The organism is Granulibacter bethesdensis (assembly GCF_001889545.1).
Classification (GTDB): domain Bacteria; phylum Pseudomonadota; class Alphaproteobacteria; order Acetobacterales; family Acetobacteraceae; genus Granulibacter; species Granulibacter bethesdensis_B.
Window position 1 is genome coordinate 384848 of the sequence record NZ_CP018194.1, and the last position, 26098, is coordinate 410945.

Below are 26098 nucleotides of genomic sequence, written 5' to 3' on the forward strand. Positions count from 1 at the left end.
GTTGCACGCGATACCTTATTTCCTTTGTATGTTACATCAATCACATGATTAACCCGCCGATGATGACAGCTGCTTCATTTTCCGGGGGGTGGGTAGGGTGTTGCGGGGTTTTCCGGTGTGATGCCGGCCCCCTGCAGGATGAAATGCATCAGGCTGCGGGCAAGGCATACACGATGCTGCAGGGCGATGTCCTTGACACGGATATGACCCTCCGTATGCCGTGGCATCGCCCCTGTCGTGACCCATCGCCGAATGATGTCGAAGCGCGGATACAGCGCGACACCATCCGGCACGGCGGCCTGCTCCAACGCATCTTCGTAAAGGGTAGGATCGGCATAGGTGTTCAGCAGGTGGCTGTAGGGCAGGTCGATCAGCACGATATCGGTATTGGCGGACAACAGACGCCCTACCCCGTCCTTCAGCGCATCGTAATAGGCTGAAGGCGGCATATTCCGTTCCGCTTCCACAGTGCCGCTCTGCCACAGCGCCAGATCGTAATGGGCATCTTTCAGGATACTGGGTAGCCGGTCAGCGGTCGTCTGCGCCTGTTCGCCGCGTGCACCTTGCTGGCTGAGAAAAATCGTAACCTGCGGCAGGGCCTGTTTCAGCATGACCGCTGTCAGCCATGGGACGGCAGGCATGGCCTTGCCGGTCCGGCTGGCTGGCGTTCCCCATGGTCCCAGCGTGATGATGCGAAGAAGATGGCCGGTCTGTATGGCCTGCCGCACATGGGCGAGTTCACCCGGATCTTCCGCCCCGGCATCCGGGGGGCATTCGGCCGGTCCGGAGGGCAGCAGGGCCACATCGGAAGGGGTGATTTCCACCATGGTGGCCGGAAGACCTGCCCCGTGCGGAGCATCATTCCCGGCCAGAGCAAGGGGCATAGTGAAGAGCAGACTGCTACCGGTGGCCAGCAGCAGCACTGTCCAGAGTTTGGTCGGGAAGGAGAGAGAAAAAGTCTGTTTCATCACCGGACTCCTTCAGCTTCCTGCGCTGGCTTGGCGGCCTGGACATTGCGGGTGGAGCGATCGCGGCTTTTGGCCTGATACCAGGCGGCTACCATCGCAATCCCCGCCAGAAACAGGGTGCCGGAGGCATTGACCCAGATCTGGCGCCACAGGCCGCTTTCCTGCTCCATCAGCAGGCGACCCATGAAAGACAGGAAAATACCGCTGCAGAAGACCGGCAGAGAATGCTGCCCCGCCAGAATGAATGGTGCGGCGATGCGTCCCCGCAACCAGGTGGCCGAGGCCGGGATCAGTCGCGCTGCCAGCCATGCCATAGCGAGAATGGAGGCGAGGCGCAGCGGGTGCAGGCTTTCCTTGTCAATGGAGAAGAGCAGATGTGGCAGCGTGGCAGAAAGGTCATGAACCGTATCCGGCCAACGGGAGAGAATTTGCAGACCAAGCCCCAGAATCAGCATGATGGCAGCCAGCGCATCAAGGCCGATTTGCAGGCTCCGCTGACGGGGATGCGGAATAGTGGAGGGCGCATAGGCGACGATTGCGCCAATCATGAACAGCACCTGCCATGCCAGCGGATTAAAATACCATCCCCCGCCGGTCCAGTTCGGCAGGATCAACCCATCAAGCCGGGTGGCAGCATACAGCGTCAGAGACAATCCGCCCAGCAGCCATGGCAGCCTCAGAAGAGGCATCAGGACCGAAAAAGCCAGCAGCAGAACCACATAGACCGGCAGGATGTTCATGTAGGCAGGCTGGTAGTGCAGCAACAGCACATGCAGCAGCGCCCCGTAAGGGTCTGCCCCCAGCACATCCAGATTGATCTCATCCAGATAATCGGTGCGGTCCATGAACTGAGCGGCATAGGTGACCTGGGCCGCGAAGACCACGAACAGGAAGATATGGGCGATATAAAGCGTCCAGGCCCGCCTAGCGCACTCGGCAGCTGCATAAAGCCAGCCGCTGCGATCCATCGCCTTTCCGTAAGCCAGTCCGGCCCCGTATCCGGCCAGCATGACAAAGACTTCCATCGCATCGGACAGAGCGATGTTTTTCAACGTCATCTCACCCAGCACATTGCCTGGCATGTGATCGACAAAGATCATCCAGAGTGCCACCCCCCGGAAAAAATCGATCCTGAGGTCACGATTGAAGCGGATCAGATCCATGGCGGTGTCTTGTTCCACATGGCGGGTGGCCTCAGAAATATTGGCCCCTCCGTGTCAGGCGGGACGCCAGTTCATCCGGCGGCCCAGCCACTGACGAAGCTGTAGCAACGCTTCCGTGGTGGGAATGGTGGCCAGTGTGTTGCTGGTGGCGGCCCCATGAGCCAGCAGGCTGATGGTTCTGGACTCTGCGAGAGTGGTCAGATCGGTCGCTGTGACGGCCTCTCCGGAGGCCCGGCGCCACAAGGCAATCGTCGCTGCCGGGGAAAGATGAGGCAGAACCAGTGAGAAGCTGAGGCGTGATGCTGCTATGGCGGCATTCAACGCGAGCAGCAGGGCCGGGCTCGAAACTCCTCTGACCCCGTGTTGCGCCAGAATTTCTCCGCATCGTGGAATACCTGCCAGAGCCGGATCGCGTTCCTGCGCGCCATCTTCGGTCACGCAGTCGAGCGTGAAAAGAGGCTGCGCGACACTGCTCAGTGCTGGCAGAGACGTATGGATCGCCGGGCCACGTAACAGAATGGCATCCACCGAGCCATTGGCCAGAACCGAGCAGGCGGCCGCTGTATCCGTGATACCCAGCACCGGCACCGGGTCAAGACCGAGCAGATCCAGTGCAAGCACAACCGGCATTTCAGGCCCGATAGAGCCGGAAACGGCGATACGGGGGCGACTGCCTGATTTCAACGAGAAACTGTCGCGCCGACAGAGTACGACGCCCGATACGGTTCCGGCCATGACCGGAACCCAGCCTGACGCATCGAAGTGAACCCGTGTATCTCCGGCAAGCCAGGCAAGGACGGCAGCGCCGGGTGCCAGCAGGGCGGTCTGTCCATCCGGTGCGGTGCGGGCTTCAAATTGATTGGCGCCCGTCACGCCATCGGCTGCACCTTGAAACACAATGGCGGGTAGGGCTGATCCGTTCAGATACCCGCCAAGAGCACCCGCGATAGCATGCGCCAGCGGCGCCAGTGCGCCGTGTTCGGTTCCGGCAACCAGAATGGTCTGAAGATTTAAAGGAGTGCCCTGGGCACGGCCATAGCGGGGAGTAGCCAGCACAGACCCCGGAATCGCCCCCATAGCAGCGCAGGAAAACAGCTTGATCAGGAAGGAGCGACGGGCCTGCTCCGTCAGCAGGGTGTCAGGAGCTCCTTCCCTGTTTCTGATGCCTGACAATAACGGCTGATTGGTATGTGGCACCGGGTTCCCCTACCTTCATCCCTGAGGTGGAGGAGGGCCGGCCCAGCCCGGTCTCCTCACGGTCCGAAGCATCTGCCTTAACCGAGTTGGGCGGTGACAGCAAACGCTCCGGGGAATGCAAAAGATATTTTCATCCGTTTTCAGGCGAAAACACGGCGCATATGCCATGAATTTGCCTGAAATCAGGATATAAAATGACACATCATCAGAAAATGGGATCAGTCCTGATAATCAACCAGCGTTTCGCACGGAACGCTCAGCCGCTCGCGGCCTTTCAGGAAACTGAGTTCGATGATGGTGGCGGCAGCGGCGACGTCAGCACCGACTTTCTGCAACAGTTTGATCCCGGCAGCGAGTGTCCCGCCTGTTGCCAGCAGATCGTCCACAATGACCACGCGCTGTCCCGGCTTGATTGCGCCTTCCTGAATTTCCAGACGGTCGGTGCCATATTCCAGCGTATAATCCAGCCCGATGGTTTCGCCCGGCAGTTTGCCGCGCTTGCGCAGCATGACAAAGCCGCAGCCCAGCTTCAGCGCCAGCGGGGCGGCCAGCAGGAAGCCACGACTTTCAACTCCGGCCAGTATATCGGGATGGTGAACGCGCACACGGTTGGCGAGTCGACCCATGGTGACCTGCCAGGCATCCGCATCTGCCAGCAGCGTGGAGATGTCGTGGAACAGAATTCCAGGCTTTGGAAAGTCCGGAATATCCCGAATATACTTCTTGAGATCCATGCGCGCGGGTCCTGCTTTCGTCCAAAATTTTACCTGCCCGGACCGGTCGCATGGCGCGGATGCGCCTCTCAGTGGTAACCGCGGGCGCGCTTCTATAGCGGTAACTGCAGGGCGTTTAAATGCAGGATGTGTTCCGCCAGGCCCGTTATCGCTCTCCGATCAGGCGGCAATGAACAGGAATGGTCTTCCCGCCCTGTCTGGGCAGTGGACCTTCGTGGCTGGTGCAGTCGAGAAGATTGTCGGGGCCTGAGCGTCTGGCCGAATAGACGTTGATCAGAATTCTGGCAGAGTCCGGTATGATCTTGTCGAGATTTTTCTGTCTGAAGCCGCTTCCGGAAATGGTAGTACGGCCCCCAGTTGCAGGGAGGGTCGTTTTTTCCTGACCAAGAGCAATTTCCCCTTCCGTGGCCTCTTTTTGAGTCGCCGGGGTGGGGAGGCCATCATAAAAGACGGCAACGGTAATGGCCTCATGGCGCTTGAGCAGCGTTTGCCGAGCCAATGGCGAAAGGGTGACATCAACCGCAAAGGGAGCAGGCTGTTCCGAGTGCTTTGCATTGGCCATGCTACCGGCCATCAGGCACAACAACGTCACAGCTTTGACAGGATATATTATCATAGGAAAAGCCCGAGCCATGTGATGGAGTCCATCAGACATGCGGGAAAGAAAATCGGCTGGTCGGAGTGAGAGGATTCGAACCTCCGGCCCCTGCGTCCCGAACACAGTGCTCTACCAGGCTGAGCTACACTCCGGCCGAGGCCGGGCGTATACCCAACCTCCTGTGATCATGCAAGGTGCCTGGGCATAATAAAAGTAGCCTAATCGTTCTTTTTTCTGTTCCGGATGGCATTGGTATATGGTTTTAAAGAGAAATCAGTGTTTTCTGCAAAATTATGGAAAAACGGGTTGATAAGGGGGTCAGCACCATCATTGGCTTTTGGTTAGTGATGGTGCTTTTTTGAGGTCACCGATGATTCAGGTAGGCCTGCAGATCGGGTATCCACTTCGATACATCGCCGGCATGGTGGCACATCTGGGGCACGAAATTTGCCGTTTCATCGTAGATAGAACCGTAATTATCAAGAAGAATCAGTCGAAGCATGTCTTTGCGGGGAACAGCTATGCCAGAGCAGTTCGCTGCTGCTGCGAGGTTGGAAATAGCACGCATTTCTACTGAACGAGCATATCCCCAGGACGCACCCGTCATGAGCGGAATAGTTATGAAAGCCGTTGCTACAGCAGAGGCGAATTTTCTTGGAAGGGAATCTAATGCATAGATCGAGATACCGATAAAGAAAGGCACGAGCATAGGTGCTTCGTGAAAGTCACTAAATGCCCAACTAACACCGAGGTTTTCACGTCCAACTGAAAATTCTGCTGTCCACAATAACGGTATCACGGTTAATACAGCGCCAAGACGTTTTTCTACTGTATTAAAGCTTAGGGAGCGGATAAATAGCAACGCCCAGAGGATCAGTGAAATTGCCCCTGTAATGAGGGCAAACAACTCGTTTTGATTGCCAAATCCACCTCCTATCATTTTGGTGAAATAAATCAGGTGCCCAAGAAGGCCTATTGCCTTTTCTGGTTTCGGAATATTTGTGCTGGATACAAGCAGTGTCAGCCATACAGCAACAACAAAAAGAATGGCATGTAGCAAGCCAATAAACAGGCCCTTGCGTATTTCTCTGGAGCGTAGCGAGATCATGAAAAAATGTGCGCCACTTGACAGCCACAGAGCACCACCTTGGGCTTCAGATCCTGTTGCAAGAAGGCATATGATAAAAATAGCAGGATAGGCGCGGAAGCCATAGCGTTCGATCAATAAAAACGAACCTGCCAGCATGGCTAGATCTAGATACCACCATATCTGGAAGCTCCATAGCAGGTAACTTGTCTGTGACGGATTAAGAAGTGGAAGGGTAACGGCCATAGTGGTCAGAAATGGATAAATCTTTATGATTGTTGATTGACGCAATGCAAACCAAAGCATGATACCACTCGACAACAGAAGAATGGCGTTTTCATAAATAAGTGCTTTCATCCAGATTCCAGTCGCTTGCAGGGTTGCGAGAGCGACAGCCAGATGAAATGCAATAAGATGTTCGTTGCTACGCGCCCTGATCACATCAATTAAACCTGAATCTCCATTAGAAATAAAATTAATGTATCTTAGAAAACCATAAGAATCATTGGCGGGCCATATGGGGCCGTAATGATAAATCCAGAAAAACAGAATGAGTGCTGTTATGAAAAAGGATGAAATAAATATTTTTTTCTGAATAATGTTTTTTGTATGTGTCATATTTTTATTATATACTGCTTTTTATAATTTCTGGTGGCATGTTTTTACAGGCGACCTGAATCGCCATTTTCCTTTTCAGGCATCTTTTGTAACCGGTCGAGCAGGGCGGTCACATCCGGCACCACCTCATACAATCTCCGGCAACTGGCATCGGCGAAGCCATCTGCTATGGCAGTGTCCAGTACTTTGATCAGAGCATCGGCCCAGCCATCAATGTTACAGATCAGGATCGGCTTATCGTGCAGGCCCAGCTGCCGCCAGGTTACGATCTCGAACGTTTCATCGAATGTACCGAGACCGCCGGGCATGGTGACGAACGCATCGGCCAGATCGAACATATGGCGTTTGCGGGTATGCATGCTGTCGGTCACGATCATGTCCGTGACCTGCTCATGCATGACCTCCTTCTGACGCAGGAAATCGGGGATCACGCCGGTGACCCTGCCGCCTTCGGCCAGCACGCCATCCGTGACCGCACCCATCAGGCCGATCTTGCCGCCGCCATAGATCAGCGTGATTCCGGCTTTGGCCAGCCCGCGTCCCAGCGCTACGGAGGCTTCGTACCAGACCGGGCGATTGCCAGTGCGGGAGCCGCAGAAAACGGCGACCGCTTTCGCAATGGGGTACGGAGTGGTGGTAATAAGAGGAAGCCCGTTCATGCCGGCGTCTTTCAAGAGTGGCTCCTGTACTGCGCGATGTCCGAAAAGGAATAAGGCGAAGGATCAATCAGCCCCCGAATTGCCGCAAGAGCAGCAGGGTCAGCAGCAGGGCGCACAAAAAGACCAGCGCTGCCATGCCCGGTCCGGCAAGTTTTGGTGTTCTGGTGGCGGCGGGCATGCGTTTTTTCCCGCTGATGAACTGCCGTAACGGGTTTTCCCCGGAGATGCGCCCGGCGATCAGAAGCAGGAGCAGATGCAGCGCAAACAGGGCACCGAGCACTATCAGGGCAATACGATGCGCAAAAGCGGCGTTGGCAGTCGCCTCCGGCGGGAGCAGGTGGAAAAAGGGATCTGATGGTGAGGCACATAATCCCGTCAGGCAGGCTCCTGACAGGGCCAGAAGCATCACCAATATGAGCCATCCTCCAGCAGCACCATGGCCGAAATCGGTACGTGTGGCTTGACCGGGTCCTGCAGCCGTGAGTCGGGTTGTTGTGCGGCGTTTTGTCTCCCGCTTCTCCACCCCGCTCAGCGGTGCGACGAGGAAGGCGTTGAAGCGGGCGGTCTCGCTCCCGGCGAATCCCCAGCCAAGACGGAACAGCAGCAGAAGCAGAAGCGTCTCTGCGGTCCAGCGGTGAATATCAGGCCAGCCTTCGACCCAGCTCAATGCCAGCAGGGCCGCCAGAAGGGTGGATGCCCCATGAAACAGGCGCAGAGGCGCATCCCACACTCGCATCGATAACCGAATACCACTCGCCGATTTCATGCTCTATCCGTTTGTTCAGGCCGTTTATTCAGGGTCGAAGCTGCGGCACCTTGACGCAAGGCAGCGCATCACGCGATCCCCTTTTGCGACAAGTTGACCGTTTTGTGGAGGCCAGCACCGCATGGCAATCGCGGCATCCCAACCGCCGGGCCTGCTTCAGACGATACCGGGTGGTCCGGTGCCCTATGCGCTGGTTCTGGCGGCCCTGATACCATGGTTGTTGAGGCGGGGGGCAGCATGGTCCGGCCTGAACGGTCTGGCGACGATCGGGGGCGGTGCCGCCATGCTGGCGGGCTGGCTGCTGCTGGCGCCTTCTTATGCAGGTGGCAAAGCGGTTTCATTATTCGAGTCGCTGCTGCTGTTGGCGGTTGTGTCTACTTTGCTGTTGCCATGGCGATTACCATCCTTTCTGTCCCGCGCGGTGACCGCTGTCAGTGCTGGGAAAAGCGGGGTGCCGATTATTTCCTGTGGGCTTCTCCTGCTGGCAGCAGGCTGGTGGCTGGCCCGCGTGATCGGGATACCTGTAGGTATCGCCAGATGGGCGATGTTTGCTTTGGCTGGTACTGGCGCTGTTCTGTTGCTTGACGGTTCCATGCGCCAGAGGGCAGCGGGGTTGCTGACCATGGCGGCCTGTCTGGCTCTGACGCTGGACGCATGTCGTGTGACGAGCCCGGTGGGGCTGCGATGGTCCGGTCTGGCATGGGTTGTGGCGACGGCTGCGCTGGGAACGTGGTTCGCCGGGGGAAGGGAGCGGCCTGCCGTTGTTAAACGCCCGGCTGCGGGCAAAAAAACGTCGGGCGCTTCCCATAGCACCGGGAAAAAAAACGGGCAGACCAAGCAGCCTGCCTTGTCCCTTGGGGCGGATCGGGCGGAGCAGGAAGACCACCCTCTGCTGCCGCTTCAATGTGCTGCGGCGACACTTATACTGGCCGTGGCGCTGGTCGCCCTGCATCCGGGCGGAGCATCTGTTTCTCCGCTCTCCAGAGCTGGATATGCGGCCGGGCTGATCTGGCTGCCCCCCTGGATAGGCCTTTTCTTATTCGCTCGCTTCCGGCGGAGGGGACGATTCCTGAAGCCGGAGCCGGTTGCAGCCATGATGGCTGTCCTGCTGACCGCCCTGGTAACCTATTCAGCAGCCGCCCTGACCGGATTGCGATAGGCCGCAGCAGCGTGCCCCCCTCTCGCTTGCTCCTCTATTCAGAAGGTTTCATAACCGTACGCTCCATCCCCAAAGGGAAGTCTGCCCAGATGTCCATGGTTCAATCTGTCAAAATGGTTCTCGCTCCTCCGCATCCGGCGGCGCGACCATTCCTGATCGGCGGTGTGGGTGTCGCGCTGGTCGGGTTGTTTCTGTCCCACTGGATCGTCTGGCTGGGCGTTGCCTTTACGCTGTTCTGCCTGTTCTTCTTTCGTGATCCGGAGCGTGTGCCGCCGGGCCGGACCGGGCTGGCGCTGGCACCGGCCGATGGTCATGTCGTCTCTGTGGCCCCCGCCGTTCCTCCGCCGGAGCTTGGGCTGGGGGATACGCCGCGCTGGCGGGTGGCGACCTTCCTGTCTGTGCTGGATGTGCATGTAAACCGTATGCCGGTGGATGGGACGGTCACGAAAATCGCCTATCGACCTGGTAAATTCGTCAATGCCAGTCTCGACAAGGCCAGTGAGGATAATGAGCGCAATGCACTGGCCATCCGCATGCCGGATGGGCGCACAGTGGCAGTGGTACAGATTGCCGGTCTGATTGCCCGCCGTATCCTCTGCGATGCGCGGGAGGGCGATGTGGTGAATGCCGGATCCCGTTTCGGCATTATCCGTTTCGGCAGTCGTACGGATCTGTATCTGCCCGAAGGCGTCGTGCCGCTGGTCACGGAAGGCCAGACCATGATCGGTGGCGAGACCGTCATCGCTGATCTGACACCATGAGCGGTGACGAAACACCGGCGAGACCGCACGGAGACGCGCCAAGGCATCCGCGTTTTGCCAAATCGCTCAGTATGCGCCGCCGTCGCCGGTTGCGCCGTCGCCCGCGTTTTGCGGGGCCTTCTTTCAACCGGATCATCCCCAATCTGCTGACTTTGCTTGGGCTTTGTGCCGGGCTGACCTCTATGCGGCTGGCTTTGGAGGGACGGTTCGGATGGGCGGCGGTGGCGATTTGTGTTGCTGCCTGTATTGACGGTCTGGATGGCAGGCTGGCGCGGTTGTTGCGAGCCACCACCCGCTTCGGGGCTGAATTCGACAGTTTGTCTGACTTTCTGTGCTTCGGGGTGGCTCCGTCTTTCGTGATGTATCTGTGGTCGCTGCGCCCTGTTCATGGATTCGGCTTTGTGCCGTGTCTGATGTTCGCGGTCTGCATGGCGCTGCGTCTTGCGCGGTTCAATGCTGCGCTGGATGAGCCGAAGGACTCCAATGTCAGCAAACCGGCCTATGTGCAGAATTTCTTCACCGGCGTGCCGGCGCCGATGGGGGCTGCACTTGTGTTGTTCCCATTGTTCATCGGGCTGGAAGCGCGAGAAATGGAGTGGCCGGGCCTGCTGGCATTGTCGCATTCCCCGCTGTTCTGCGCCCCGATTCTGATCGGTACCGCCTTGCTGCTGGTGTCCACCCTGCCGGTCTGGAGTTTCAAGAACTTCAAGGTGCCGTCGCAGTATGTTCTGCCGCTGTTGCTTGGCCTGACGGTTTATATTGCTTTCCTTGTGGCGGATCCATGGGCGGCGCTGGCGGCGTTTGGGTTGCTGTATGCCGCCATGCTGCCCTTCAGCGTCCGCAGCTTCCACCGTTTGCAGAATGAGGCGCTGCTGGAGGATCAGGAGGCAGAAGGGCAGGGGAACGGCGTCAGCGATTCCGGCAGATAAAGCGGATGATGGGGGCAACCATCGGCTGACAGGCGCAGGGCGTGGGGCACGATCCCCGCGTCACGCAGCAGGTGCATGACGGCAGGCCCCCGTGACTGAAGCGGTTTCAGCTTTGGTCGACCATAAGCCAGGACGACCAGATCGGCTTCAGCGGCCATGCGCAGCAAGGCTGCGTCATTGCCCGGCCCGACAGGATCATTGACTGCGGCCAGTTGAAGCTGATCGGTCGCCCGATAGCTGAATGTATTGCCGACCAGCAGCGTTCCATATCCCCAGCGTCGGGCATAGCGGCCGCATTTGGCGACACTCGGGTCGTCATGGGTAGGAATGGCGGTGGAGGGGTTCATCATGATGAACATGACCGCAGGTGCAGACTTTTCCCAGCACCGGCGGAGTTCATAGCGGTAGCAATTGCCGGGACCATCAAAAACAGCACTGCCAACAGTGCCGGGGGGCAGGGCAAGCAGACGTTTTCCGCCCGGATCATGTTCAGGCAGGGAGGAAGAGGCCGGGCGGCTGCGAGCGATGGTGGTCATGGCCCTGTTCTGGCACGCAAACGGGCCGCAAAAAAGGGGGCTGGCCGCCCCCTTTCCGACTCTGTCTTATTTTACATTTTTATTGATATAATCTTTGAGGTTGCCAAGGCCGGTTTTGATCATCGTGGTCATGGCGCTCACAGCGGCAGCATCATTCAGATTATCCGGCGGCTCATTGCCGGTATCGCCACGATAGAAGCGGCCATCCCAGGTGATTTTTGATCCGCTGCCATCCGGCGTGACTGTCAGCTTCACGTTATAGGAGCTGACCGGCAGGGCGGTGACATCGTCATCGACGCGCCGCCAGCCGATCTGTTTGGCGTTCTCATCGATAAAATCCAGACCTTCGACAATTTTCTTGCCGGATTTGAGGGTCAGCGTGCGTTCCTGTCCCTGATCCTTGTCGTTTTTGAAGGTGACAGCCGTAAATTGGGAATCCCATTTGCCGATTCCGTTGAAGTCCTTGACGATCGCCCACACCTTGTCAGGTGGTGCCGACACGGTGACGGATTCGTCTACCTTCTGCGGCGTGGGGCCGTGCGCATGCGCGGTGAGGGGCGAAATCAGGGAAACGCCGAGAATCGCGCCCATAAAAAGCCGTCTTTTCATCGAATAACCCTCTTGCGAAGCATGTGAGCAGCACGGCTGTACGCAAGCGCGAAGAACACGCAAACCTCATGAAGAGGGTTGTTATTGAAAAGAGGAATAAATCGGGGTTTTTTCTATTATTTTCTGCATATAATGCAAATCTAAATTCTAATTTATAACTTACAAAAAACACTATATGCTTGATTTAGACAATAAGTCCTTAATTGAATTTTGCCTCTAGGAAGTCGACCAAAGGCGTTCATACGATCCGCCCAACGAAACGGGAGGAGACGAAAAGTCGATGCGCAAATCCAAAATAGGACTGCTCGCGTCTGCATCGCTCTGTGCGGTGTTGGGCGTTGCCACTGGCGCTACGTCCGCCATGGCTGAGGACAAGCTGATCGAGCTGTCCAAAAGCAATGAAAACTGGCTGATGCCGGGCCGTACTTATGAGGCCCAGAACTACAGCCCTCTGAAGCAGATCACCACGAAAAACGTGAAGGATCTGAAGGTTGCATGGACCTTCTCTGACGGCGTTCTGAACGGCCATGAAGGTGCGCCGCTCGTCGTCAACAACACGATGTATGTCACGGGTCCGTTCCCCAACCGCACCTTTGCGTTGGGTCTGGACAATCCTGGCCGCATTCTCTGGGAAAACAACCCGAAACAGAGCGCCAATGCACGTTCTGTGGCATGTTGTGACGTTGTGAACCGCGGCATGGCCTACTGGCCCGGTGACGACAAGACCCCGGCCCTGATTTTCAAAAACCTGCTCGATGGCCGCTTGACTGCGATGAATGCCAAGACCGGCGAAGTCGTCTGGCAGATGGAAAACGGTGACATCAAGGTGGGTCAGACCGAGACCCAGGCCCCGTATGTCGTCAAAGACATCGTGATCACGGGTAGCTCCGGCGCCGAGCTGGGTGTTCGTGGTTTCATCACCGCCTACGACGTGCACACCGGTGCGCAGAAGTGGCGCGCTTACGAAACCGGCCCGGATTCGGACCTGCTGCTGGCCAAGGATTTCAACATCCACAACCCGCAATACGGTCAGTTCGGCCTCGGCACCGAGACCTGGCAGGAAGAAACTTGGAAGATCGGTGGTGGCACGAACTGGGGCTGGTATGCGTATGACCCCGGTACCAACCTGATCTACTACGGAAGCGGTAACCCGTCTCCGTGGAACGCAACGATGCGTCCCGGTGACAATAAGTGGACGATGACCATCTTCGGCCGCGATGTTGACACTGGTGAAGCAAAGTTCGGCTATCAGAAGACCCCGCACGATGAATGGGACTATGCGGGCGTCAACGTGATGATGCTGTCCGAACAGAAAGACAAGGATGGCAAGCTGCGCAAGCTGCTGACCCATCCGGATCGTAACGGTATTGTTTATACCCTTGATCGTACGAATGGCGATCTGGTTTCTGCCAACAAGATCGACGACACCGTCAACTGGGTGAAGCATGTCGATCTGAAGACCGGTATTCCGGTTCGCGATCCTGAATACGCGACCTATATGGATCACAAGGGTCGTGATATCTGCCCGTCCGCCATGGGCTATCACAACCAGGGCTTCGACAGCTATTCTCCGGAAAAGCAGCAGTTCTTCCTGGGTGTGAATCACATCTGCATGGACTGGGAACCGTTCATGCTGCCGTATCGCGCTGGTCAGTTCTTCGTCGGTGCGACACTGAACATGTATCCGGGTCCGAAGGGCAATCGTCAGACCTATGAAGGTCTGGGTCAGATCAAGTCCTATAACGCGATCACCGGTCAGTTCAAATGGCAGAAGATGGAACGCTTTGCCGTTTGGGGTGGCACGATGGCCACGGCTGGCAATCTGGTATTCTACGGAACGCTTGATGGCTTCATCAAGGCTCGTAACCAGGACACCGGTGAACTGCTGTGGAAGTTCAAGCTGCCATCCGGTGTGATCGGTTATCCGATCACCTATGAACACAAGGGCACCCAGTATGTTGCCATCTACTACGGTGTTGGGGGCTGGCCCGGTGTTGGTATGGTGTTTGACCTGAACGATCCGTCCGCCGGTCTCGGTGCAGTCGGTGCTTTCAAGGAACTGGCACACTACACCCAGCAGGGTGGCGGCGTGTTCGTGTTCTCCCTGGGCGGCAAGGGTCCGTATGACAATCCGAAGGTCGGCGAGTACGCCAACTAATCGGGTTCGCCTGTGAAGAAAGACCCGCCATGATATCTTTCGTGGCGGGTCTCACAGCTTCAGCAATCGAATGGTTTTACGATGCGCTATCGTCATATGAACAATCAGCGTCGCTATGTTGCGGCAGCAGCCATGGGGGCATTGCTTGCAATGTCTGCCACAATGCAGCCCGCATGGTCTGATGAGACAGGAAGCGCGTCTTCCAGGCAGGATACGCAGAAGACTCTGCGGATTTGTGCCTCCACCAAGCAGGCCCCGTTTTCCGAGCCCGGAGCAACGGGTGTTGAAAACAAAATTATGTCCGCTATTGCGGGAGCCATGGGACGTAAGGCGGTTTTTGTCTGGACTGACCGGCCTGCCATCTACTCCGTGCGTGACCAGCTGTATAAAAATGCCTGTGATGTCGTGGCTGGTCTTGATGAAGGCGATGATCGCGTTCTGACGACGAAGCCTTATTACCGGTCCAGCTATGTCTTTATCACCCGTGAGGATGGTAAGGCGCAGCCAAAGGACTGGAAGGATCCGGCTTTTGAGCATATCACGAGAATTGCTGTTGCCTTCGGTTCTCCTGGTGAGGTGATGCTGCGCCAGATTGGAAAATACGAAGACAATCTTAGCTATCAGCAGTCTCTGGTCGGGTTCAAGTCCCCCAGAAATCAGTATGTTCAGGTTCCATCTGACAAAATTGTATCCGAGGTTGCATCCGGTGCTGCCGATCTCGGAGTTGCGTTTGATCCGGAGGTAGCACGCTACGTCAAGGCGTCTCCGGTAAAGCTGCGCGTGACTGTCATCCCCGATACTGCGACGCGCTCTGATGGCCAGAAAGTGCCGATGCACTATAGCGAGGTCATGGGTGTTCGCCGGGATGATGCGGCGTTGCAGGCAGAGCTCGATGCTGCTCTGGAAAAGGCGAAACCACAGATAGAGAGTATTCTCAAGGACGAGAATATTCAGACCCTCGCGCCTAATTCCTGAGAACTCTGGAAGACCGATGGTTGTGTAAGATCGAGACACACAGCCGAGAAAAATGGAACGGACCCTTGACGTTTAAACATCTCATCAATGGAACTCTGGCTGCTTCCCTGCTCGCGGCTGTTGTCGCGGTCTCCGGACCGGCACGCGCGGGTGATACGCCTGTTCCGCCCAGCGCTATCAAATTCACCAATACTGTAACCGGTGATGCGCTGGACCTGAACGACTCCCTGCCTGACGGGCGCGATACAGCGGCCGTGAAGCAGTTCCTTCAGACCGGGCATAACCCTTACAATCTGATTGAATCCTGCCTCCCCAACGGCAAAAGCCTGTGGCTTTCTGCCTGCTCAGGCTGTCATGGTGGAGAGATGGAGGGCAAAGTTGGCCCCTCTCTGGCCGATGACTACTGGACTTATGAGACGAATAAGACCGATCAGGGCTTGTTCTCCACAATCTTCGGTGGTGCGAACGGTATGATGGGCCCCCATAATCAGGATCTGACGATGGATCAGATCCTGCGCGTGATGGCCTGGATTCGTTTCCACTATGAAGGCCCGAAGCACACGGATGAAGACATGCCGTGGCTGACGGACGCTCAGCGCAAGAGCTTCAAGCTCTTCAAGAAGGAAGATGAGGCCAAGTTCCCTGCAAGCGAGGACGCAAAGGCCTGCAAGCTTCCCGGCTAACCATCCAAAACCTAATCAGGAGGAAGTCATATGTTCAAGAGAATCATCCAGGGAACCCTGGCAGCGGCCCTGATCGCCGGTGCGGCTGGTGCTTCCGTTGCTCATGCCGCTTATGACGGCACGCATTGCAAGGCACCGGGCGTTTGCTGGGAGCCGGAACCCGGTTATCCGGCGGTTCTGAAAGGATCAAAATATGATCCGCATCATGATCCGAAGGAATTGGCGAAGCAGCAGGCTGCTCTGGACGCTCAGGAAGCCCGCAACAAGCTGCGTGTCGAAAACTTCGTCAAGACCGGCAAGTTCGAGTTCGATGTGAACAAGCTGCAGGGTCAGGGTAACTGAGGTCTCTGACTTTATGTCAGAATCAGTGGCCGACGCCAGCGCCGAGGCTTTTAGCCTCGGCGGTTGGCGGGAGCGTGCGGTTGCGTTTGAGGCGGCGGTGTCTGGTGCCGTTCTGGGACAGCAACGTGTCGTTCGCCTTATTACCATCGCTATTTTGGCACGGGGCCACGTGCTGCTTGAAGGCGATGTCGGTGTTGGTAAAACCACTCTTTTAAGAGCAGTTGCAAAAGCGATTGGCGGTCCATACGAACGTGTCGAAGGCACGATCGATCTGATGCCCGGCGATCTGATTTATCATGCGGCCATTGGCGATGATGGTAAGCCCAGGCTGGAGCCGGGGCCGGTGTTGCATCATGGTGAAGATCTGGCCGTTTTTTTCTTCAACGAAATCAATCGTGCCCGTCCGCAGGTGCATTCCCTGCTTCTGCGTCTGATGGCCGAGCGGAGCGTAACGGCGTTTAATCGCGAAGTTCTGTTGCCGCATCTTCTGGTTTTCGCCGATCGAAACCGTCTGGAACGTGAAGAAACCTATGAGCTGCCTGCTGCGGCCCGAGACCGTTTCTTTATGGAAATTCCGGTCGAAACCCCTGCCGATGATACTATTCGGCGGCAGTTGATCTTTGATCGTCGTTTTCATGATGTGGACAGTCTGATCGGTTCGGTCGAGACCAATATTCTGCCCCATACTACATTGGATGGAGTGGCAAGGACTATTCAGGCCAGCATCCATTCTTCGGATGCGTTCGAAGCGTATGTGGTACGGCTCTGGAATGCTCTGCGCTATCCCGGTCAACATGGCATCATGCTGGATGGTGTTGATATGGATCGTCTGGTGCAGGGAGGCGCCAGCCCGCGCGGCCTCAGCTATCTGGTGCGTGCGGCCAGGGTCAATGCTTTCCTCAACGGGCGGGATATGGTGGTGCCGGAAGATCTGCGTGCCGTGTTCATGGAATCCATGGCACATCGCATTTTCCTTGATCCACTCTATGAACTTCGGCGGGAGACTCTGGTGCCGGCGCTGTGCCGCCAGGTGCTAGAGCGCGTTTCGGCCCCGTGAGCGACGCAATGTCGGCGTTCGATGACGCCGCGTTGCCTGATCTGGCCTACAAAGTGCGTTGGCGAGTGCCGGGTGCCAGACCCGGCAGTCACCGGGGCCGCCAGAATGGCAGCGGAGGGGAGTTGAGGGGATATGTTCCCTTCTGGTCCTCCCCCGACACGCGGCGTATCGACTTTGCCCGCTCGGCGAAGGAGCCGGACGGCACGCTGATGGTCCGCCAGATTGAGCAGCGCAGCGCCATTGATGTCTACGTGATCGCTGATCTGTCGGCGTCGATGGATCCGACCGAGGATGGTGCGCGCCGAGCCGAAATTGCCAGGCTGGTGAAGGTTTTGTCGCAATCAGCCCGCAGAAGTGGGGATGCGTTCGGCTTTATCGGTTTCGGTGAAACTGTGATGCGGGACTGTCTTCTCAAGGCTTCCCGTATCAGGGGAGCAGAGCAGGCTATTCTTGAGCGTTTGCAGACGGAGCCGCTGACGGCACGTAACATCGATGGTCTGAAGGATGTCGCTGCCTATCTGGGTACCCGCCGGCGTTTGGTGTTGCTGGTGTCTGATTTTCATGCGCCGCGGTCGGTGCTGGAACCGTCACTGGCGGCGCTGGGGCGTCATGACATCGTTCCTGTCGTTTTGAGGGATCAGCGTGAGCGGGAATTGCCATCCGGTTTCGGCTTCATCCATGTGAGGGATGTGGAAACCGGGCAGCCGCGGAGCCTGTTGTTGCGTCCGGCTCTGCGTCGACGATGGTCGCAGGCGGCAGCCGAGAATATGCGGATGCTGGGACAGTTGTTGTCTCCTTATGGCCGGCCTCCTTTCTTCGCCTGGGACCGGATCAATTACGAACGCTTGAGCGAACATTTGCTGGCAGGCTGAGATGAATGCATTTTCGCACAGATCGGCGGTGGCGTTGCTGTTGGCACTAACGGCTGCGACCGTAAACCCATCCTGCCCCGTCAGGGCGGCCGACATGACGCATCATGATGCTGCCGTCAAAGGCGCTTCTCTGGTGTTTCATCCACCTGGTCGTCTGTTCGGCTATTATATCGGGGATGTTCTGGACAGTGCGGTCGATATAACCCTTGCAAAGGGAGAGACACTCGACCCGTCTACCGTGCCGACACCCGGCGATATCAATTACTGGCTTACACTGCGCAGGGTCGATGTCATCCGTCACAAGCTGGCAGATGGTGGAGAACAGGTTCGGCTGACTCTGCAATATCAGACGTTTTATGATCCGTTGGAACCAAAGAAATTGCCGGTTCCTGGCTTTACACTTGTGATCCATGGTGCAGGAGCGGACAGAAAACTCAGCACGCCGACATGGCAGTTCATGAGTTCGCCTATCCGCGAAGTCAGCCCTGGTGAAGATGTCGATGCGAGTTTTCTTCAACCGGATCATCTGCCGCCATTGCCGGATGTCGCCATCCCACTCAGGGCTACGCTGGTGGCGCTGGGCGTGGCGCTGCTGTCTCTGATCTGGCTCGGCTGGCTCTCGGGCTGGTTCGGCACGGTGTTGCGTCGACAGTCACGGCCTTTTGGATTTGCGGTCCAGCAGATTCGCCGGGAGCGTGGTCGGGAGGAGAGGGAAGCGTACCGCAACGGCCTAAAAGCCTTGCACGAAGCGTTCAACCGTACCGAAGGCGGTCTCGTTCTGGCTGAGGATGTCCCCGGCTTCATAACCCGTCATCAGCGTTTCGCCGGGTTGAAGGCAGAGATCGAGCGATTTTTTGAGGCATCGAGACGCTGCTTTTATGCGTCCGATGCTGTGCAGGCGATGCAATTTTTCCCACCGCAGGCGATCCTGACACTGGCGCGTCAACTCAGCCGGTCTGAACGCGCATGATGCATCTCGCCATTGATAGACCATGGGTCTTGCTGGCGGGATTGCTGGCGTTGTGGCCGTTATTTGGCGCTGGCTTCCGCAGGATCGCTTTTCCATCTGTCATGGTGGTTCCGGCGGATCGTCTCTCTGCCGTGGTGGTGGGCGTGCTGCGTGCGCTGGGGGCGGTTGCGATCATCGCGGCGGTGTTGGGGCTGGCAGGTCTGCATCGGGAAAAGCTGACGATCCAGAAAGTCGGTCAGGGTGCACAGATCATGCTGTTGATTGATCGCAGCATCAGCATGGACCAGACCTTCGACAACCAGACTCCAAATGCCGCCAAGGAATCCAAGACTGATGCGGCTATTCGTCTGGTGAAGGATTTTTTCCGTCAACGCACGCATGATCGTTTTGGTGTTGTGGCGTTTTCAACATCTCCTATTCTGGCAATGCCTTTGACGGAGCATCGTGCAGCGGTAGAGGCCTCTCTCGATGCCATGCGGCGTCCGGCCATTGCCCGGACCAATATAGGCCGTGGCCTGTCGCTGGCTTTCGCGCAGCTTCAGAACAGTTCTCCCGATGCGGCGCGTGTGGTTCTGTTCGTCTCGGATGGTGCAGGCGTCATCGATGGCGAGCTGGAACCTCGGCTTCATGCCGAGGCCGTACGGCTGGGCGTGCATATCTATTATCTGTATCTCCGCACGGAGGGTGATCCCGGCTTGCATGCAACAGGTGAAACGGCGGATGCCGATGCCCCTGCCGCGTTGGATGCATGGTTTTCTGGTCTGGGCGTGCCATACAAGGCGTTTGAGGCCGATAATCCGAATGCCCTGAAATCTGCTGTTGATACCATCAACCGGCTGGAAACAGCGTCTATCATCTACAACGAATATGTGCCGCGTGAGGATTACAACCGGTTTTGCTACGGCATTGCAGCGTTGGTTCTCGCGGTTCTGTGCATGGCACGATTTCTGGAACGCGATCTTTATCGCGGCAGGAGAGCGGCATGATAAGCAGAATACAATGGCTGACGCCCGGAAGGATCAGGATCGCCCTGGCATGGCTGGTGTTCGGTGGGGCTTTGGGAATGGCCGGATGGCAGGGGATGCACTGGCAGCGCGCCCTGCGTGATACACATCTTATGAAGCAGCTGCGACACCGCAATGACGTTGTCATTCCCCCCAATGCAGCTCCCGAGGTTTATGTGGCCAGGGGACGTTATCTGCTGGAAATGGGCAAATACGAGGATGCACGGTCTGTGCTGGAGCATATGCAGCATGCGCCCCCGCATCTGCGTGCGATGCTGTCTTACGATATTGCCAACACGATGATGCGGCGGGCCATCGACGAGATTGACAATGATGCTCTGGAGAAAAGCATCCCGCTGGTGATCAGCGCCAAGCAGGATTACCGTCGCGCGTTGAAAGATGATCCCCTGAACTGGGACATGAAGTTCAATCTGGACGTCGCCATGCGGATGGTGCGGGATTTCCCCGCTGCCGAGCAGGAGGAGGGTGACTCTCTCCCTGCCACCAAAAAATTGTGGCCCAACATGCCCGGTCAGCCACAGGGACTACCCTGATGGCAAGGCCCCGCATTTTTTCCTGGCCTGCTGCGAACGATCCCCGGTTCTGGTTGAGCGCAGGGGCTGTTTTCCTGCTGGTGTTGGCAGTCATTTTGCCGCGGGTTTATCATACAGGCCCGTCTTACCGCATGGTTGCCGTGGTCGATATCACGGGCAGTATGAACACGCGGGACCAGATGCTGAATGGTCAGGTCGTCAGTCGTCTGGATAAAGTGCGGCATGATCTGAGTGATTTTGTGGGCCGGCTGCCGTGTGGATCACAGTTCGGGCTGGCGATTTTTACGGAGCGTCGCCCCTATCTGGTGGTTGAACCCGTTGAAACATGCGCGAATTTCCCTGCTCTGGACGACGAGATTACGCATCTTGACTGGCGCATGGCGTGGGAAGGAGACAGCCATATTACGGAGGGGCTGTACCGCTCGATCGTTCTTGCGCATGATCTGAATGCCGATCTGATGTTCATGACGGACGGGCAGGAAGCCCCCCCGCTGCCATGGACTGGACCGCCGCCTTTCGACGGGAAGAAGAGCATTGTCAAAGGGCTGATCGTAGGTGTCGGAGGGCTGACGCCCACACCGATTCCCAAATACGACGATCATGGCCGTCAGGTTGGATACTGGAGACCGCAGGATATTCCGGCAGAAAACGAGGCGGCCCCCCCACCGCCGGATGCGGAAAGCCGTGAAGGGTACAACCCTCGTAATGCGCCTTTCGGTAATGTCGGCGGTAATGCATCTGGCGCATTATCAGCCGTGGATGAAAAACACCTGCAATCACTGGGAACAATAACCGGCCTCGATTATTTTCATCTCGGCACAGGCGATCTGAATGATGTTGCTGAAAAGCGGATGACGAAACGTCCGGTCAGGCAACTGGTGGAAATCTCGTGGATTCCTGCCCTGCTGTCGCTTGTGGCATTGGGTTTATGTTATCTTGTCCTTCCCGTATGGGGTGCGGTCGCAGTCTGGCGATCCCGTGCGCAGGCCCGGCGGCGGCTGGAGGACAGGAATGCAGGAAGAGACAGCAATAAGGCGTCCTCTGTGGCGGGCAATCCTGCTTCCACGGCCCTTTACCGCGCTTAAGCATTCCATCAAGGCCCGTCTGATCGTGCTGCCACTGGTTATTCTGGCGGCAGCGATCCTGTTTGTCATCGGGGTGGTCCTGTTCGATTCCAACCAGCGGATCGAGCAGGAAATTCAGTCCGGCACAGAATTGGGCGACATGCTGATTCATTATGCGTTGCGCAGCCTGGGCCATTCTGGCGATCAGGATGCCGAGATCGAGCATTTGATTTCTGATCTCTCGAACATTCGCCATGTGATTTTTATCTATGTGCCGTCTGGTGCCACGCCGCCGCATGCGGCCCCGCCGCTCGTGGAGAGCGGGGCGCCCGCATGGTTTGCGGGGTGGTTTCATGTTCCGCGTCCCGTTCGTTCCTTCCCGGTGCAGATTGAAGGCGTATTTCGTGGCGATATCGTGATGGTTGGCGATCCTCATAACGAAATTGCTGAAATCTGGGAGGAGCTTAAATTTCTTCTCGAATTGCTGGCCTGTGTATCATTGATGATCATGGCGGCCATGTTCTGGACCGCCCGCTATGCGCTGAAGCCGATCAGCACGCTGGCGGAGGGGTTGCAGCGTATGCGGGCCGGGCAGTTCGACACGCTTTCGCCACTTGATGTAACGGAGCTGAAGCCCATTGGGGAGCGTTTCAATCAGCTTGCCGAAACGCTTCGTGCGGTGCGCGGGGATAATGAGCGTCTGCTGGAACAGATGGTCTCGTTGCAGGAAACGGAGCGTCGTGAACTGGCCCGTGAACTGCACGATGATTTTGGCGCTACTTTGTTCGGCGCCCGCGCAGAGCTGGCTACCTTGTTGCTGGAAGCGCGCAGGCAGGGCGATGCGGGGCAGCTCATTATCGAGCGCGCTCATGCTGTCGCGAAATTGATTGATCAGATTCAACAGCAAAATGGCCGTATTCTGGAACGGCTGCGCCCGATGGCGCTGGATCACATGGGGATTGCCGATGCCATTCGGGATCTGATGACCCAGTGGCAGGATCGCTATCCGGAGATGGAGTGGTGGCTTTCCATGCCACGCGATCTCAGGATAGAAAATGATCAGATCAACCTGGTTCTCTACCGGACTGTGCAGGAATGCCTGACCAATGCGGTGCGACATTCCTCTGCCGATCGGGTGAATGTCACTCTGTCATGGCATGATGGAGCGTCAGGACAGGGTTCAGCGCGGCGCCTTCATCTTCTGGTGACAGATGATGGCACAGGCCTGCCGGAGCATTTCCGGATGGGATTCGGATTGTTGGGAATGACGGAGCGGTTGCGGCAATGCGGGGGCGAGTTGAAAGTGCGGAACAATCATCCCCAAGGCACCGTGGTGGAAGCAGTCATGCCGGTTTCAGCCGTGCAGAAGGAAACAGCGGAATGACGCAGCCGATGATCAAGGTTCTGGTTGTGGAGGATCATCCGCTGGTGCGTGCCGGATGTCATCGCGTGCTGAGCCGCCGGGACACGCTGGAAGTGCTGGAGGCCAGTTCCGGTCAGGATGGTGTCGCCATCAATGCTGCACAGAAACCGCATGTCATCATCCTCGATATCAATCTGCCGGATAGCAATGGCTTCGATCTGCTTGATGATCTGCTGCGTGATAATCCTGAAGTGCGTATTATCGTTCTCAGCATGTATGGCGATACGCATTTCGTGCGCCGCGCGCTGGATCGGGGCGTCAAGGGATATGTCACCAAGAACGACGATCCGGAGACAATCCTGCTGGCAATTGATCAGGTGATGAATAACGGCGTCTATCTTGGGCAGGTGGTGGCGCAATCTCTGGCTCTGGGAAGGCTGATGCCGGATTCCAATGTGGCAGCTGATCTGTCTGTCAAAGAAAAGCGTGTGCTGGAATTGCTCGGCGATGGGTTGAGTCTGTCGGAAATCGCTTACGAGCTGGGCGTCAGTTACAAGACGGTGGCCAATATGAGCGGTGCGCTGCGCACCCGGCTCAAAATTCGCACCGGGGCCGCGCTGGTCAAGTTCGCAGTGGAATGGAAGGCGCGCACCCAGCCGTAAAGACAAAGGGTGTCGCGCCTGCCTGACGTGGCGAAATTATTGCCGCCCGTACGTGTCTTCCAGCCGGACGATATCATCTTCACCCAGATAGGCGCCGGACTGCACCTCGATCAGGGCCAGCGGGATATGACCGGGATTGGACAGGCGATGCACAGTGCCGAGCGGCAGATAGATGCTTTCGTTCTCCCGCACCAGAATGTCTTCCTCATCGCGGGTCACGATGGCTGTGCCCGCGACAACAACCCAATGTTCGGCCCGATGGTAATGTTTCTGAAGGCTCAGACGATGACCGGGGGAAACCACAATACGCTTCACCTGGAAACGGTCGCTCTGGATCAGGCTTTCATAAAAGCCCCATGGACGATAGATACGGTTATGGCTGGCTGCTTCGGGTTTGCCTGAGCGTTTCAGGCGATCGACGATCTTTTTCACATCCTGTGCATGATCGCGATGCATGGCCAGCACGGCATCTTTTGTCGTGACAACCACAACATCCTTCAGCCCGATCACTGCGGTGACAATGCCGTCAGAGCGCACATAACAGTCGCTGGCGCTCTCCAGCACAGCATCGCCCTGAACGACATTGCCGTGATCATCCTTATCGCCCAGCTCCCACAATGCGCTCCAGCTGCCAACATCGGACCAGCCGATATCAGCCGGAACCACGGCAGCACGGCTGGTTTTCTCTGCGACGGCATAATCGAGGCTGATATCCGGGCAGGCCATGAACGGTTCCGGGGCCAGCCGCAGGAAATCCAGATCCTGCGTACGCCCGGCCACGGCAGCGGTCACAGCTTCCAGTACGGCGGGGGCATGCTGGCGCATTTCCTCGATCAGGGTACGGGCCGTAAAGACGAACATCCCTGAATTCCACAGATGCTGACCGGAACTGACCAGCGCCTGCGCGGTGGCGGTATCCGGCTTTTCCAGAAAGCGGCGCAGGCGGTGCACACCGGAAAGGTCAGTGATCGAGTCGCCAACCTCAATATAGCCATATCCGGTTTCCGGGGCGGTGGGCTGCATGCCGAATGTGACGAAATATCCGGCTTTTGCCGCCATGATTGCCTTGGCAAGGGCCTCCAGCAATGCATCCGGCCGGGTGACGGAGTGATCCGCTGCAAGCATCCACAGTATCGAATCCGGGTTGGTTTCAGCGGCAAGCAGGGCAGCCGCTAAAATCGCCGGCGCACTGTTTCGCCCGCATGGTTCCAGAACGATGCGTACGTTCTCGACTCCGGCCGATCGTGCCTGCTCGGCGATCAGAAAGCGATGGTCCTGATTGCACACCAGAATGGGGGGGGCGAACTGCGGTCCTTGCGCCCGGTGCATGGTGTCCTGGATCAGGGAGTGTTCCCCTGTCAGATTCCAGTATTGCTTTGGAAACGACTCGCGGGAGACGGGCCACAGGCGGGTGCCCGTCCCTCCAGACAGGATCACTGGAATAATGGCTTCCTGCGGAGAGAGCGGCTGGAAAGGCGCTTTGGGGGAGTCCGGGCGGCTTTCAGTCTGATCCATGGGAACCATTATCCTGCATCAATAAAGGCTTGGGCCGGAAAAAGCGGGTGCAGGCCAATGGCCTTTGGGCGGTTATTCCGACAATCATGGGATTATCCGGTGGCATGGTCCGGGAGCAACGCTTCTCTCAGAGCGGCCGACGGGCACGTTCCAGCAGGCGTCCCAGAAAACCGGGTTTACGCGGCTCAGTCGGAGCGTGCGCGGGCTGGGCTGTCTGCTGACGGGCGGCCTCGGCTTCTGCCCGTTTCGCTGTCAGCCATTTGTCCAGTGACATACCAGCCTTGGCGGCGCGCCGCTCCTCATAGGCACGCTTGCCTGCGGACAGGGACTGCGCTGCTTTCGGGGCTCCCTTTGCGGCCGTTCTGGTAGAGGAAGCAGAAGAAGATCTGGTCATACGGTTCCTGGTGCATACTGAAATAAGGAGGCGTCATCTGGCTTACCTGTTGAAAGGCAATTTTATCCGACCTTCACGTTCTCTTGCTTGTGCCAAAGCCGCGGAGGGCCAGCAAGCCAGGCTATACGCAGGTAAAGGAGAGAAGCCGGAGGAAAACCGACCGGGATTGTCCGGCTGGCGGGAGCGTGGTTTCATGACGCAATCACAATCAAGTGATGTCGACTATCAATTGGCATGATCGAATTGGAATGGCTGCCATGAGCGAGGCGAGGATCAAGGCCAGACTTTGGGTGCAGGCTGCGCTTCGTCAGGCTGATCTGACAGGCCGCCCGGGGATGGTTCTGCGTCATGGGGATGATGATGCCGGTGGAATCGCAGCTGTTTTACGGGGGCGGGATGGATTTTGCGTGCTGATGCAGACGCGGGCGCCGGATGGAAGTCCTGCCTGGATGCGTGCGGCAGGGGGAGCAGGTTCCCTCACACAGGATGAAGTTGATCAATATCTGACCCGCCAGACCTCCATAGACTCCGACCTTTGGGTGGTTGAGTTCGATTCTCCCGATCTGACTCCACCATTTGAGGCAAAAATATTGTAGGAAACAGACGCTTTTATCGTGAGAGGAAGACAAATCTCCCGGTCATATGCGGCATCTGTGGCGGCGCTGCCACAGTGATGGATAAAGGCATCACCCCTATCTACA

Annotated in this window: 28 protein-coding genes and 1 tRNA gene; 16 read left to right on the forward strand and 13 right to left on the reverse strand. The window is 57.2% G+C overall.

Annotated elements, in window-relative coordinates; all coding sequences use genetic code 11:
- Nucleotides 1-74: 74 nt before the first annotated feature.
- The 9 genes from GbCGDNIH8_RS01690 to GbCGDNIH8_RS01730 form a co-directional block, all read right to left on the reverse strand.
- Complete coding sequence (locus GbCGDNIH8_RS01690) at nucleotides 75-968, reverse strand: hypothetical protein (RefSeq protein ID WP_072571868.1); 894 nt, start codon at nucleotides 966-968, stop codon at nucleotides 75-77.
- Entirely contained in the window at nucleotides 968-2149 is a 1182-nt protein-coding gene (locus tag GbCGDNIH8_RS01695; RefSeq protein WP_157692513.1) for an OpgC domain-containing protein, read from the reverse strand. The genes GbCGDNIH8_RS01690 and GbCGDNIH8_RS01695 overlap by 1 nt, the downstream gene beginning before the upstream one ends.
- 36 nt (nucleotides 2150-2185) lie before the next feature.
- On the reverse strand, nucleotides 2186-3328 hold the full coding sequence (locus GbCGDNIH8_RS01700; RefSeq protein ID WP_072571870.1) for a hypothetical protein: 1143 nt from the start codon (nucleotides 3326-3328) through the stop codon (nucleotides 2186-2188).
- 218 nt (nucleotides 3329-3546) lie between these two features.
- Nucleotides 3547-4062: an adenine phosphoribosyltransferase gene (locus tag GbCGDNIH8_RS01705; RefSeq protein ID WP_072571871.1), complete on the reverse strand. Its 516-nt coding sequence runs from the start codon at nucleotides 4060-4062 to the stop codon at nucleotides 3547-3549.
- A gap of 145 nt (nucleotides 4063-4207) precedes the next feature.
- A complete protein-coding gene (locus GbCGDNIH8_RS01710; RefSeq protein WP_157692515.1) occupies nucleotides 4208-4678 on the reverse strand; it encodes a hypothetical protein in 471 nt (156 codons plus the stop codon).
- A gap of 57 nt (nucleotides 4679-4735) precedes the next feature.
- Nucleotides 4736-4812, reverse strand: a tRNA-Pro gene (locus tag GbCGDNIH8_RS01715).
- Between the two features lie 212 nt (nucleotides 4813-5024).
- Entirely contained in the window at nucleotides 5025-6365 is a 1341-nt protein-coding gene (locus GbCGDNIH8_RS01720; protein ID WP_072571873.1) for a hypothetical protein, read from the reverse strand.
- 44 nt (nucleotides 6366-6409) lie between these two features.
- Nucleotides 6410-7024 carry an LOG family protein gene (locus GbCGDNIH8_RS01725; protein WP_072571874.1) on the reverse strand — a complete coding sequence of 205 codons (615 nt, stop codon included), beginning with the start codon at nucleotides 7022-7024 and terminating at the stop codon, nucleotides 6410-6412.
- 67 nt (nucleotides 7025-7091) lie between these two features.
- Nucleotides 7092-7790 (reverse strand): cytochrome b/b6 domain-containing protein, encoded by a 699-nt coding sequence (locus GbCGDNIH8_RS01730; RefSeq protein ID WP_081368782.1) that lies wholly within the window; start codon nucleotides 7788-7790, stop codon nucleotides 7092-7094.
- Nucleotides 7791-7911: 121 nt separating this feature from the next.
- On the opposite strand from GbCGDNIH8_RS01730, the gene GbCGDNIH8_RS01735 reads away from it, so the two are divergent.
- From GbCGDNIH8_RS01735 to GbCGDNIH8_RS01745, 3 genes are all read left to right on the forward strand, one after another.
- Nucleotides 7912-8949, forward strand: a complete 1038-nt coding sequence (locus GbCGDNIH8_RS01735; protein ID WP_072571876.1) for a hypothetical protein — start codon at nucleotides 7912-7914, stop codon at nucleotides 8947-8949.
- A gap of 89 nt (nucleotides 8950-9038) precedes the next feature.
- The gene (locus GbCGDNIH8_RS01740; protein ID WP_253736073.1) at nucleotides 9039-9710 is read left to right on the forward strand and encodes a phosphatidylserine decarboxylase; all 672 of its coding nucleotides are present in this window, start codon (nucleotides 9039-9041) and stop codon (nucleotides 9708-9710) included.
- Nucleotides 9707-10639 carry a CDP-alcohol phosphatidyltransferase family protein gene (locus tag GbCGDNIH8_RS01745; RefSeq protein WP_408874682.1) on the forward strand — a complete coding sequence of 311 codons (933 nt, stop codon included), beginning with the start codon at nucleotides 9707-9709 and terminating at the stop codon, nucleotides 10637-10639. Before GbCGDNIH8_RS01740 ends, GbCGDNIH8_RS01745 begins: the two co-directional genes overlap by 4 nt.
- Here the strand turns inward: GbCGDNIH8_RS01745 and GbCGDNIH8_RS01750 are convergent.
- Together GbCGDNIH8_RS01750 and GbCGDNIH8_RS01755 are read right to left on the reverse strand one after the other, a co-directional pair.
- Nucleotides 10591-11175 carry a DUF1643 domain-containing protein gene (locus GbCGDNIH8_RS01750; RefSeq protein ID WP_072571878.1) on the reverse strand — a complete coding sequence of 195 codons (585 nt, stop codon included), beginning with the start codon at nucleotides 11173-11175 and terminating at the stop codon, nucleotides 10591-10593. The two genes, GbCGDNIH8_RS01745 and GbCGDNIH8_RS01750, sit on opposite strands and share 49 nt — an antisense overlap.
- Before the next feature lie 66 nt (nucleotides 11176-11241).
- Nucleotides 11242-11847, reverse strand: coding sequence for an SRPBCC family protein (locus tag GbCGDNIH8_RS01755; protein ID WP_253736074.1), 606 nt, complete (start codon nucleotides 11845-11847; stop codon nucleotides 11242-11244).
- 217 nt (nucleotides 11848-12064) lie between these two features.
- On the opposite strand from GbCGDNIH8_RS01755, the gene GbCGDNIH8_RS01760 reads away from it, so the two are divergent.
- From GbCGDNIH8_RS01760 to GbCGDNIH8_RS01815, 12 genes are all read left to right on the forward strand, one after another.
- Nucleotides 12065-13942: a methanol/ethanol family PQQ-dependent dehydrogenase gene (locus GbCGDNIH8_RS01760; RefSeq protein ID WP_072571880.1), complete on the forward strand. Its 1878-nt coding sequence runs from the start codon at nucleotides 12065-12067 to the stop codon at nucleotides 13940-13942.
- An 81-nt stretch (nucleotides 13943-14023) separates the two neighbouring features.
- Nucleotides 14024-14917: a methanol oxidation system protein MoxJ gene (gene moxJ, locus GbCGDNIH8_RS01765; protein WP_081368783.1), complete on the forward strand. Its 894-nt coding sequence runs from the start codon at nucleotides 14024-14026 to the stop codon at nucleotides 14915-14917.
- 65 nt (nucleotides 14918-14982) lie between these two features.
- Nucleotides 14983-15600: a cytochrome c(L), periplasmic gene (moxG, locus tag GbCGDNIH8_RS01770; protein WP_081368784.1), complete on the forward strand. Its 618-nt coding sequence runs from the start codon at nucleotides 14983-14985 to the stop codon at nucleotides 15598-15600.
- A 30-nt stretch (nucleotides 15601-15630) separates the two neighbouring features.
- Nucleotides 15631-15942, forward strand: a complete 312-nt coding sequence (locus GbCGDNIH8_RS01775) for a methanol dehydrogenase [cytochrome c] subunit (protein WP_095206399.1) — start codon at nucleotides 15631-15633, stop codon at nucleotides 15940-15942.
- A 13-nt stretch (nucleotides 15943-15955) separates the two neighbouring features.
- Complete coding sequence (locus tag GbCGDNIH8_RS01780; protein WP_095206400.1) at nucleotides 15956-16999, forward strand: AAA family ATPase; 1044 nt, start codon at nucleotides 15956-15958, stop codon at nucleotides 16997-16999.
- Nucleotides 16996-17871: a DUF58 domain-containing protein gene (locus tag GbCGDNIH8_RS01785; protein ID WP_172822992.1), complete on the forward strand. Its 876-nt coding sequence runs from the start codon at nucleotides 16996-16998 to the stop codon at nucleotides 17869-17871. The genes GbCGDNIH8_RS01780 and GbCGDNIH8_RS01785 overlap by 4 nt, the downstream gene beginning before the upstream one ends.
- Nucleotides 17872-17965: 94 nt before the next feature.
- Complete coding sequence (locus tag GbCGDNIH8_RS01790) at nucleotides 17966-18841, forward strand: hypothetical protein (protein WP_072571882.1); 876 nt, start codon at nucleotides 17966-17968, stop codon at nucleotides 18839-18841.
- Entirely contained in the window at nucleotides 18838-19827 is a 990-nt protein-coding gene (locus GbCGDNIH8_RS01795) for a vWA domain-containing protein (protein ID WP_081368785.1), read from the forward strand. The genes GbCGDNIH8_RS01790 and GbCGDNIH8_RS01795 overlap by 4 nt, the downstream gene beginning before the upstream one ends.
- Nucleotides 19824-20399, forward strand: coding sequence for a tetratricopeptide repeat protein (locus GbCGDNIH8_RS01800; RefSeq protein ID WP_072571883.1), 576 nt, complete (start codon nucleotides 19824-19826; stop codon nucleotides 20397-20399). Before GbCGDNIH8_RS01795 ends, GbCGDNIH8_RS01800 begins: the two co-directional genes overlap by 4 nt.
- Nucleotides 20399-21484 carry a VWA domain-containing protein gene (locus tag GbCGDNIH8_RS12780; protein WP_072571884.1) on the forward strand — a complete coding sequence of 362 codons (1086 nt, stop codon included), beginning with the start codon at nucleotides 20399-20401 and terminating at the stop codon, nucleotides 21482-21484. Before GbCGDNIH8_RS01800 ends, GbCGDNIH8_RS12780 begins: the two co-directional genes overlap by 1 nt.
- Nucleotides 21411-22847 carry an ATP-binding protein gene (locus tag GbCGDNIH8_RS01810; RefSeq protein WP_157692517.1) on the forward strand — a complete coding sequence of 479 codons (1437 nt, stop codon included), beginning with the start codon at nucleotides 21411-21413 and terminating at the stop codon, nucleotides 22845-22847. The genes GbCGDNIH8_RS12780 and GbCGDNIH8_RS01810 overlap by 74 nt, the downstream gene beginning before the upstream one ends.
- A complete protein-coding gene (locus GbCGDNIH8_RS01815; protein ID WP_081368787.1) occupies nucleotides 22844-23488 on the forward strand; it encodes a response regulator transcription factor in 645 nt (214 codons plus the stop codon). Before GbCGDNIH8_RS01810 ends, GbCGDNIH8_RS01815 begins: the two co-directional genes overlap by 4 nt.
- Before the next feature lie 36 nt (nucleotides 23489-23524).
- Here the strand turns inward: GbCGDNIH8_RS01815 and GbCGDNIH8_RS01820 are convergent, their stop codons facing one another.
- Both GbCGDNIH8_RS01820 and GbCGDNIH8_RS01825 read right to left on the reverse strand, forming a co-directional pair.
- Nucleotides 23525-25012 carry a mannose-1-phosphate guanylyltransferase/mannose-6-phosphate isomerase gene (locus GbCGDNIH8_RS01820; RefSeq protein ID WP_253736075.1) on the reverse strand — a complete coding sequence of 496 codons (1488 nt, stop codon included), beginning with the start codon at nucleotides 25010-25012 and terminating at the stop codon, nucleotides 23525-23527.
- Between the two features lie 118 nt (nucleotides 25013-25130).
- Entirely contained in the window at nucleotides 25131-25397 is a 267-nt protein-coding gene (locus GbCGDNIH8_RS01825) for a hypothetical protein (RefSeq protein ID WP_081368788.1), read from the reverse strand.
- Between the two features lie 257 nt (nucleotides 25398-25654).
- Here GbCGDNIH8_RS01825 and GbCGDNIH8_RS01830 point away from each other — a divergent pair, with 257 nt between their 5' ends.
- Nucleotides 25655-25993 carry a DUF1491 family protein gene (locus tag GbCGDNIH8_RS01830; protein WP_072573529.1) on the forward strand — a complete coding sequence of 113 codons (339 nt, stop codon included), beginning with the start codon at nucleotides 25655-25657 and terminating at the stop codon, nucleotides 25991-25993.
- Nucleotides 25994-26098: the final 105 nt, after the last annotated feature.

Excerpts from the sequence above, each read along its gene's own strand:
- GbCGDNIH8_RS01690 (WP_072571868.1), bottom strand. The coding sequence starts at position 968 with ATGAAACAGACTTTTTCTCTCTCCTTCCCGACCAAACTCTGGACAGTG.
- GbCGDNIH8_RS01705 (WP_072571871.1), bottom strand. The coding sequence starts at position 4,062 with ATGGATCTCAAGAAGTATATTCGGGATATTCCGGACTTTCCAAAGCCT.
- GbCGDNIH8_RS01710 (WP_157692515.1), bottom strand. The coding sequence starts at position 4,678 with ATGATAATATATCCTGTCAAAGCTGTGACGTTGTTGTGCCTGATGGCC.
- GbCGDNIH8_RS01720 (WP_072571873.1), bottom strand. The coding sequence starts at position 6,365 with ATGACACATACAAAAAACATTATTCAGAAAAAAATATTTATTTCATCC.
- GbCGDNIH8_RS01725 (WP_072571874.1), bottom strand. The coding sequence starts at position 7,024 with ATGAACGGGCTTCCTCTTATTACCACCACTCCGTACCCCATTGCGAAA.
- GbCGDNIH8_RS01730 (WP_081368782.1), bottom strand. The coding sequence starts at position 7,790 with ATGAAATCGGCGAGTGGTATTCGGTTATCGATGCGAGTGTGGGATGCG.
- GbCGDNIH8_RS01735 (WP_072571876.1), top strand. The coding sequence starts at position 7,912 with ATGGCAATCGCGGCATCCCAACCGCCGGGCCTGCTTCAGACGATACCG.
- GbCGDNIH8_RS01740 (WP_253736073.1), top strand. The coding sequence starts at position 9,039 with ATGTCCATGGTTCAATCTGTCAAAATGGTTCTCGCTCCTCCGCATCCG.
- GbCGDNIH8_RS01745 (WP_408874682.1), top strand. The coding sequence starts at position 9,707 with ATGAGCGGTGACGAAACACCGGCGAGACCGCACGGAGACGCGCCAAGG.
- GbCGDNIH8_RS01750 (WP_072571878.1), bottom strand. The coding sequence starts at position 11,175 with ATGACCACCATCGCTCGCAGCCGCCCGGCCTCTTCCTCCCTGCCTGAA.
- GbCGDNIH8_RS01760 (WP_072571880.1), top strand. The coding sequence starts at position 12,065 with ATGCGCAAATCCAAAATAGGACTGCTCGCGTCTGCATCGCTCTGTGCG.
- moxJ (WP_081368783.1), top strand. The coding sequence starts at position 14,024 with ATGCGCTATCGTCATATGAACAATCAGCGTCGCTATGTTGCGGCAGCA.
- GbCGDNIH8_RS01775 (WP_095206399.1), top strand. The coding sequence starts at position 15,631 with ATGTTCAAGAGAATCATCCAGGGAACCCTGGCAGCGGCCCTGATCGCC.
- GbCGDNIH8_RS01780 (WP_095206400.1), top strand. The coding sequence starts at position 15,956 with ATGTCAGAATCAGTGGCCGACGCCAGCGCCGAGGCTTTTAGCCTCGGC.
- GbCGDNIH8_RS01790 (WP_072571882.1), top strand. The coding sequence starts at position 17,966 with ATGACGCATCATGATGCTGCCGTCAAAGGCGCTTCTCTGGTGTTTCAT.
- GbCGDNIH8_RS01795 (WP_081368785.1), top strand. The coding sequence starts at position 18,838 with ATGATGCATCTCGCCATTGATAGACCATGGGTCTTGCTGGCGGGATTG.
- GbCGDNIH8_RS01800 (WP_072571883.1), top strand. The coding sequence starts at position 19,824 with ATGATAAGCAGAATACAATGGCTGACGCCCGGAAGGATCAGGATCGCC.
- GbCGDNIH8_RS12780 (WP_072571884.1), top strand. The coding sequence starts at position 20,399 with ATGGCAAGGCCCCGCATTTTTTCCTGGCCTGCTGCGAACGATCCCCGG.
- GbCGDNIH8_RS01810 (WP_157692517.1), top strand. The coding sequence starts at position 21,411 with ATGCAGGAAGAGACAGCAATAAGGCGTCCTCTGTGGCGGGCAATCCTG.
- GbCGDNIH8_RS01815 (WP_081368787.1), top strand. The coding sequence starts at position 22,844 with ATGACGCAGCCGATGATCAAGGTTCTGGTTGTGGAGGATCATCCGCTG.
- GbCGDNIH8_RS01820 (WP_253736075.1), bottom strand. The coding sequence starts at position 25,012 with ATGGTTCCCATGGATCAGACTGAAAGCCGCCCGGACTCCCCCAAAGCG.
- GbCGDNIH8_RS01825 (WP_081368788.1), bottom strand. The coding sequence starts at position 25,397 with ATGACCAGATCTTCTTCTGCTTCCTCTACCAGAACGGCCGCAAAGGGA.
- GbCGDNIH8_RS01830 (WP_072573529.1), top strand. The coding sequence starts at position 25,655 with ATGAGCGAGGCGAGGATCAAGGCCAGACTTTGGGTGCAGGCTGCGCTT.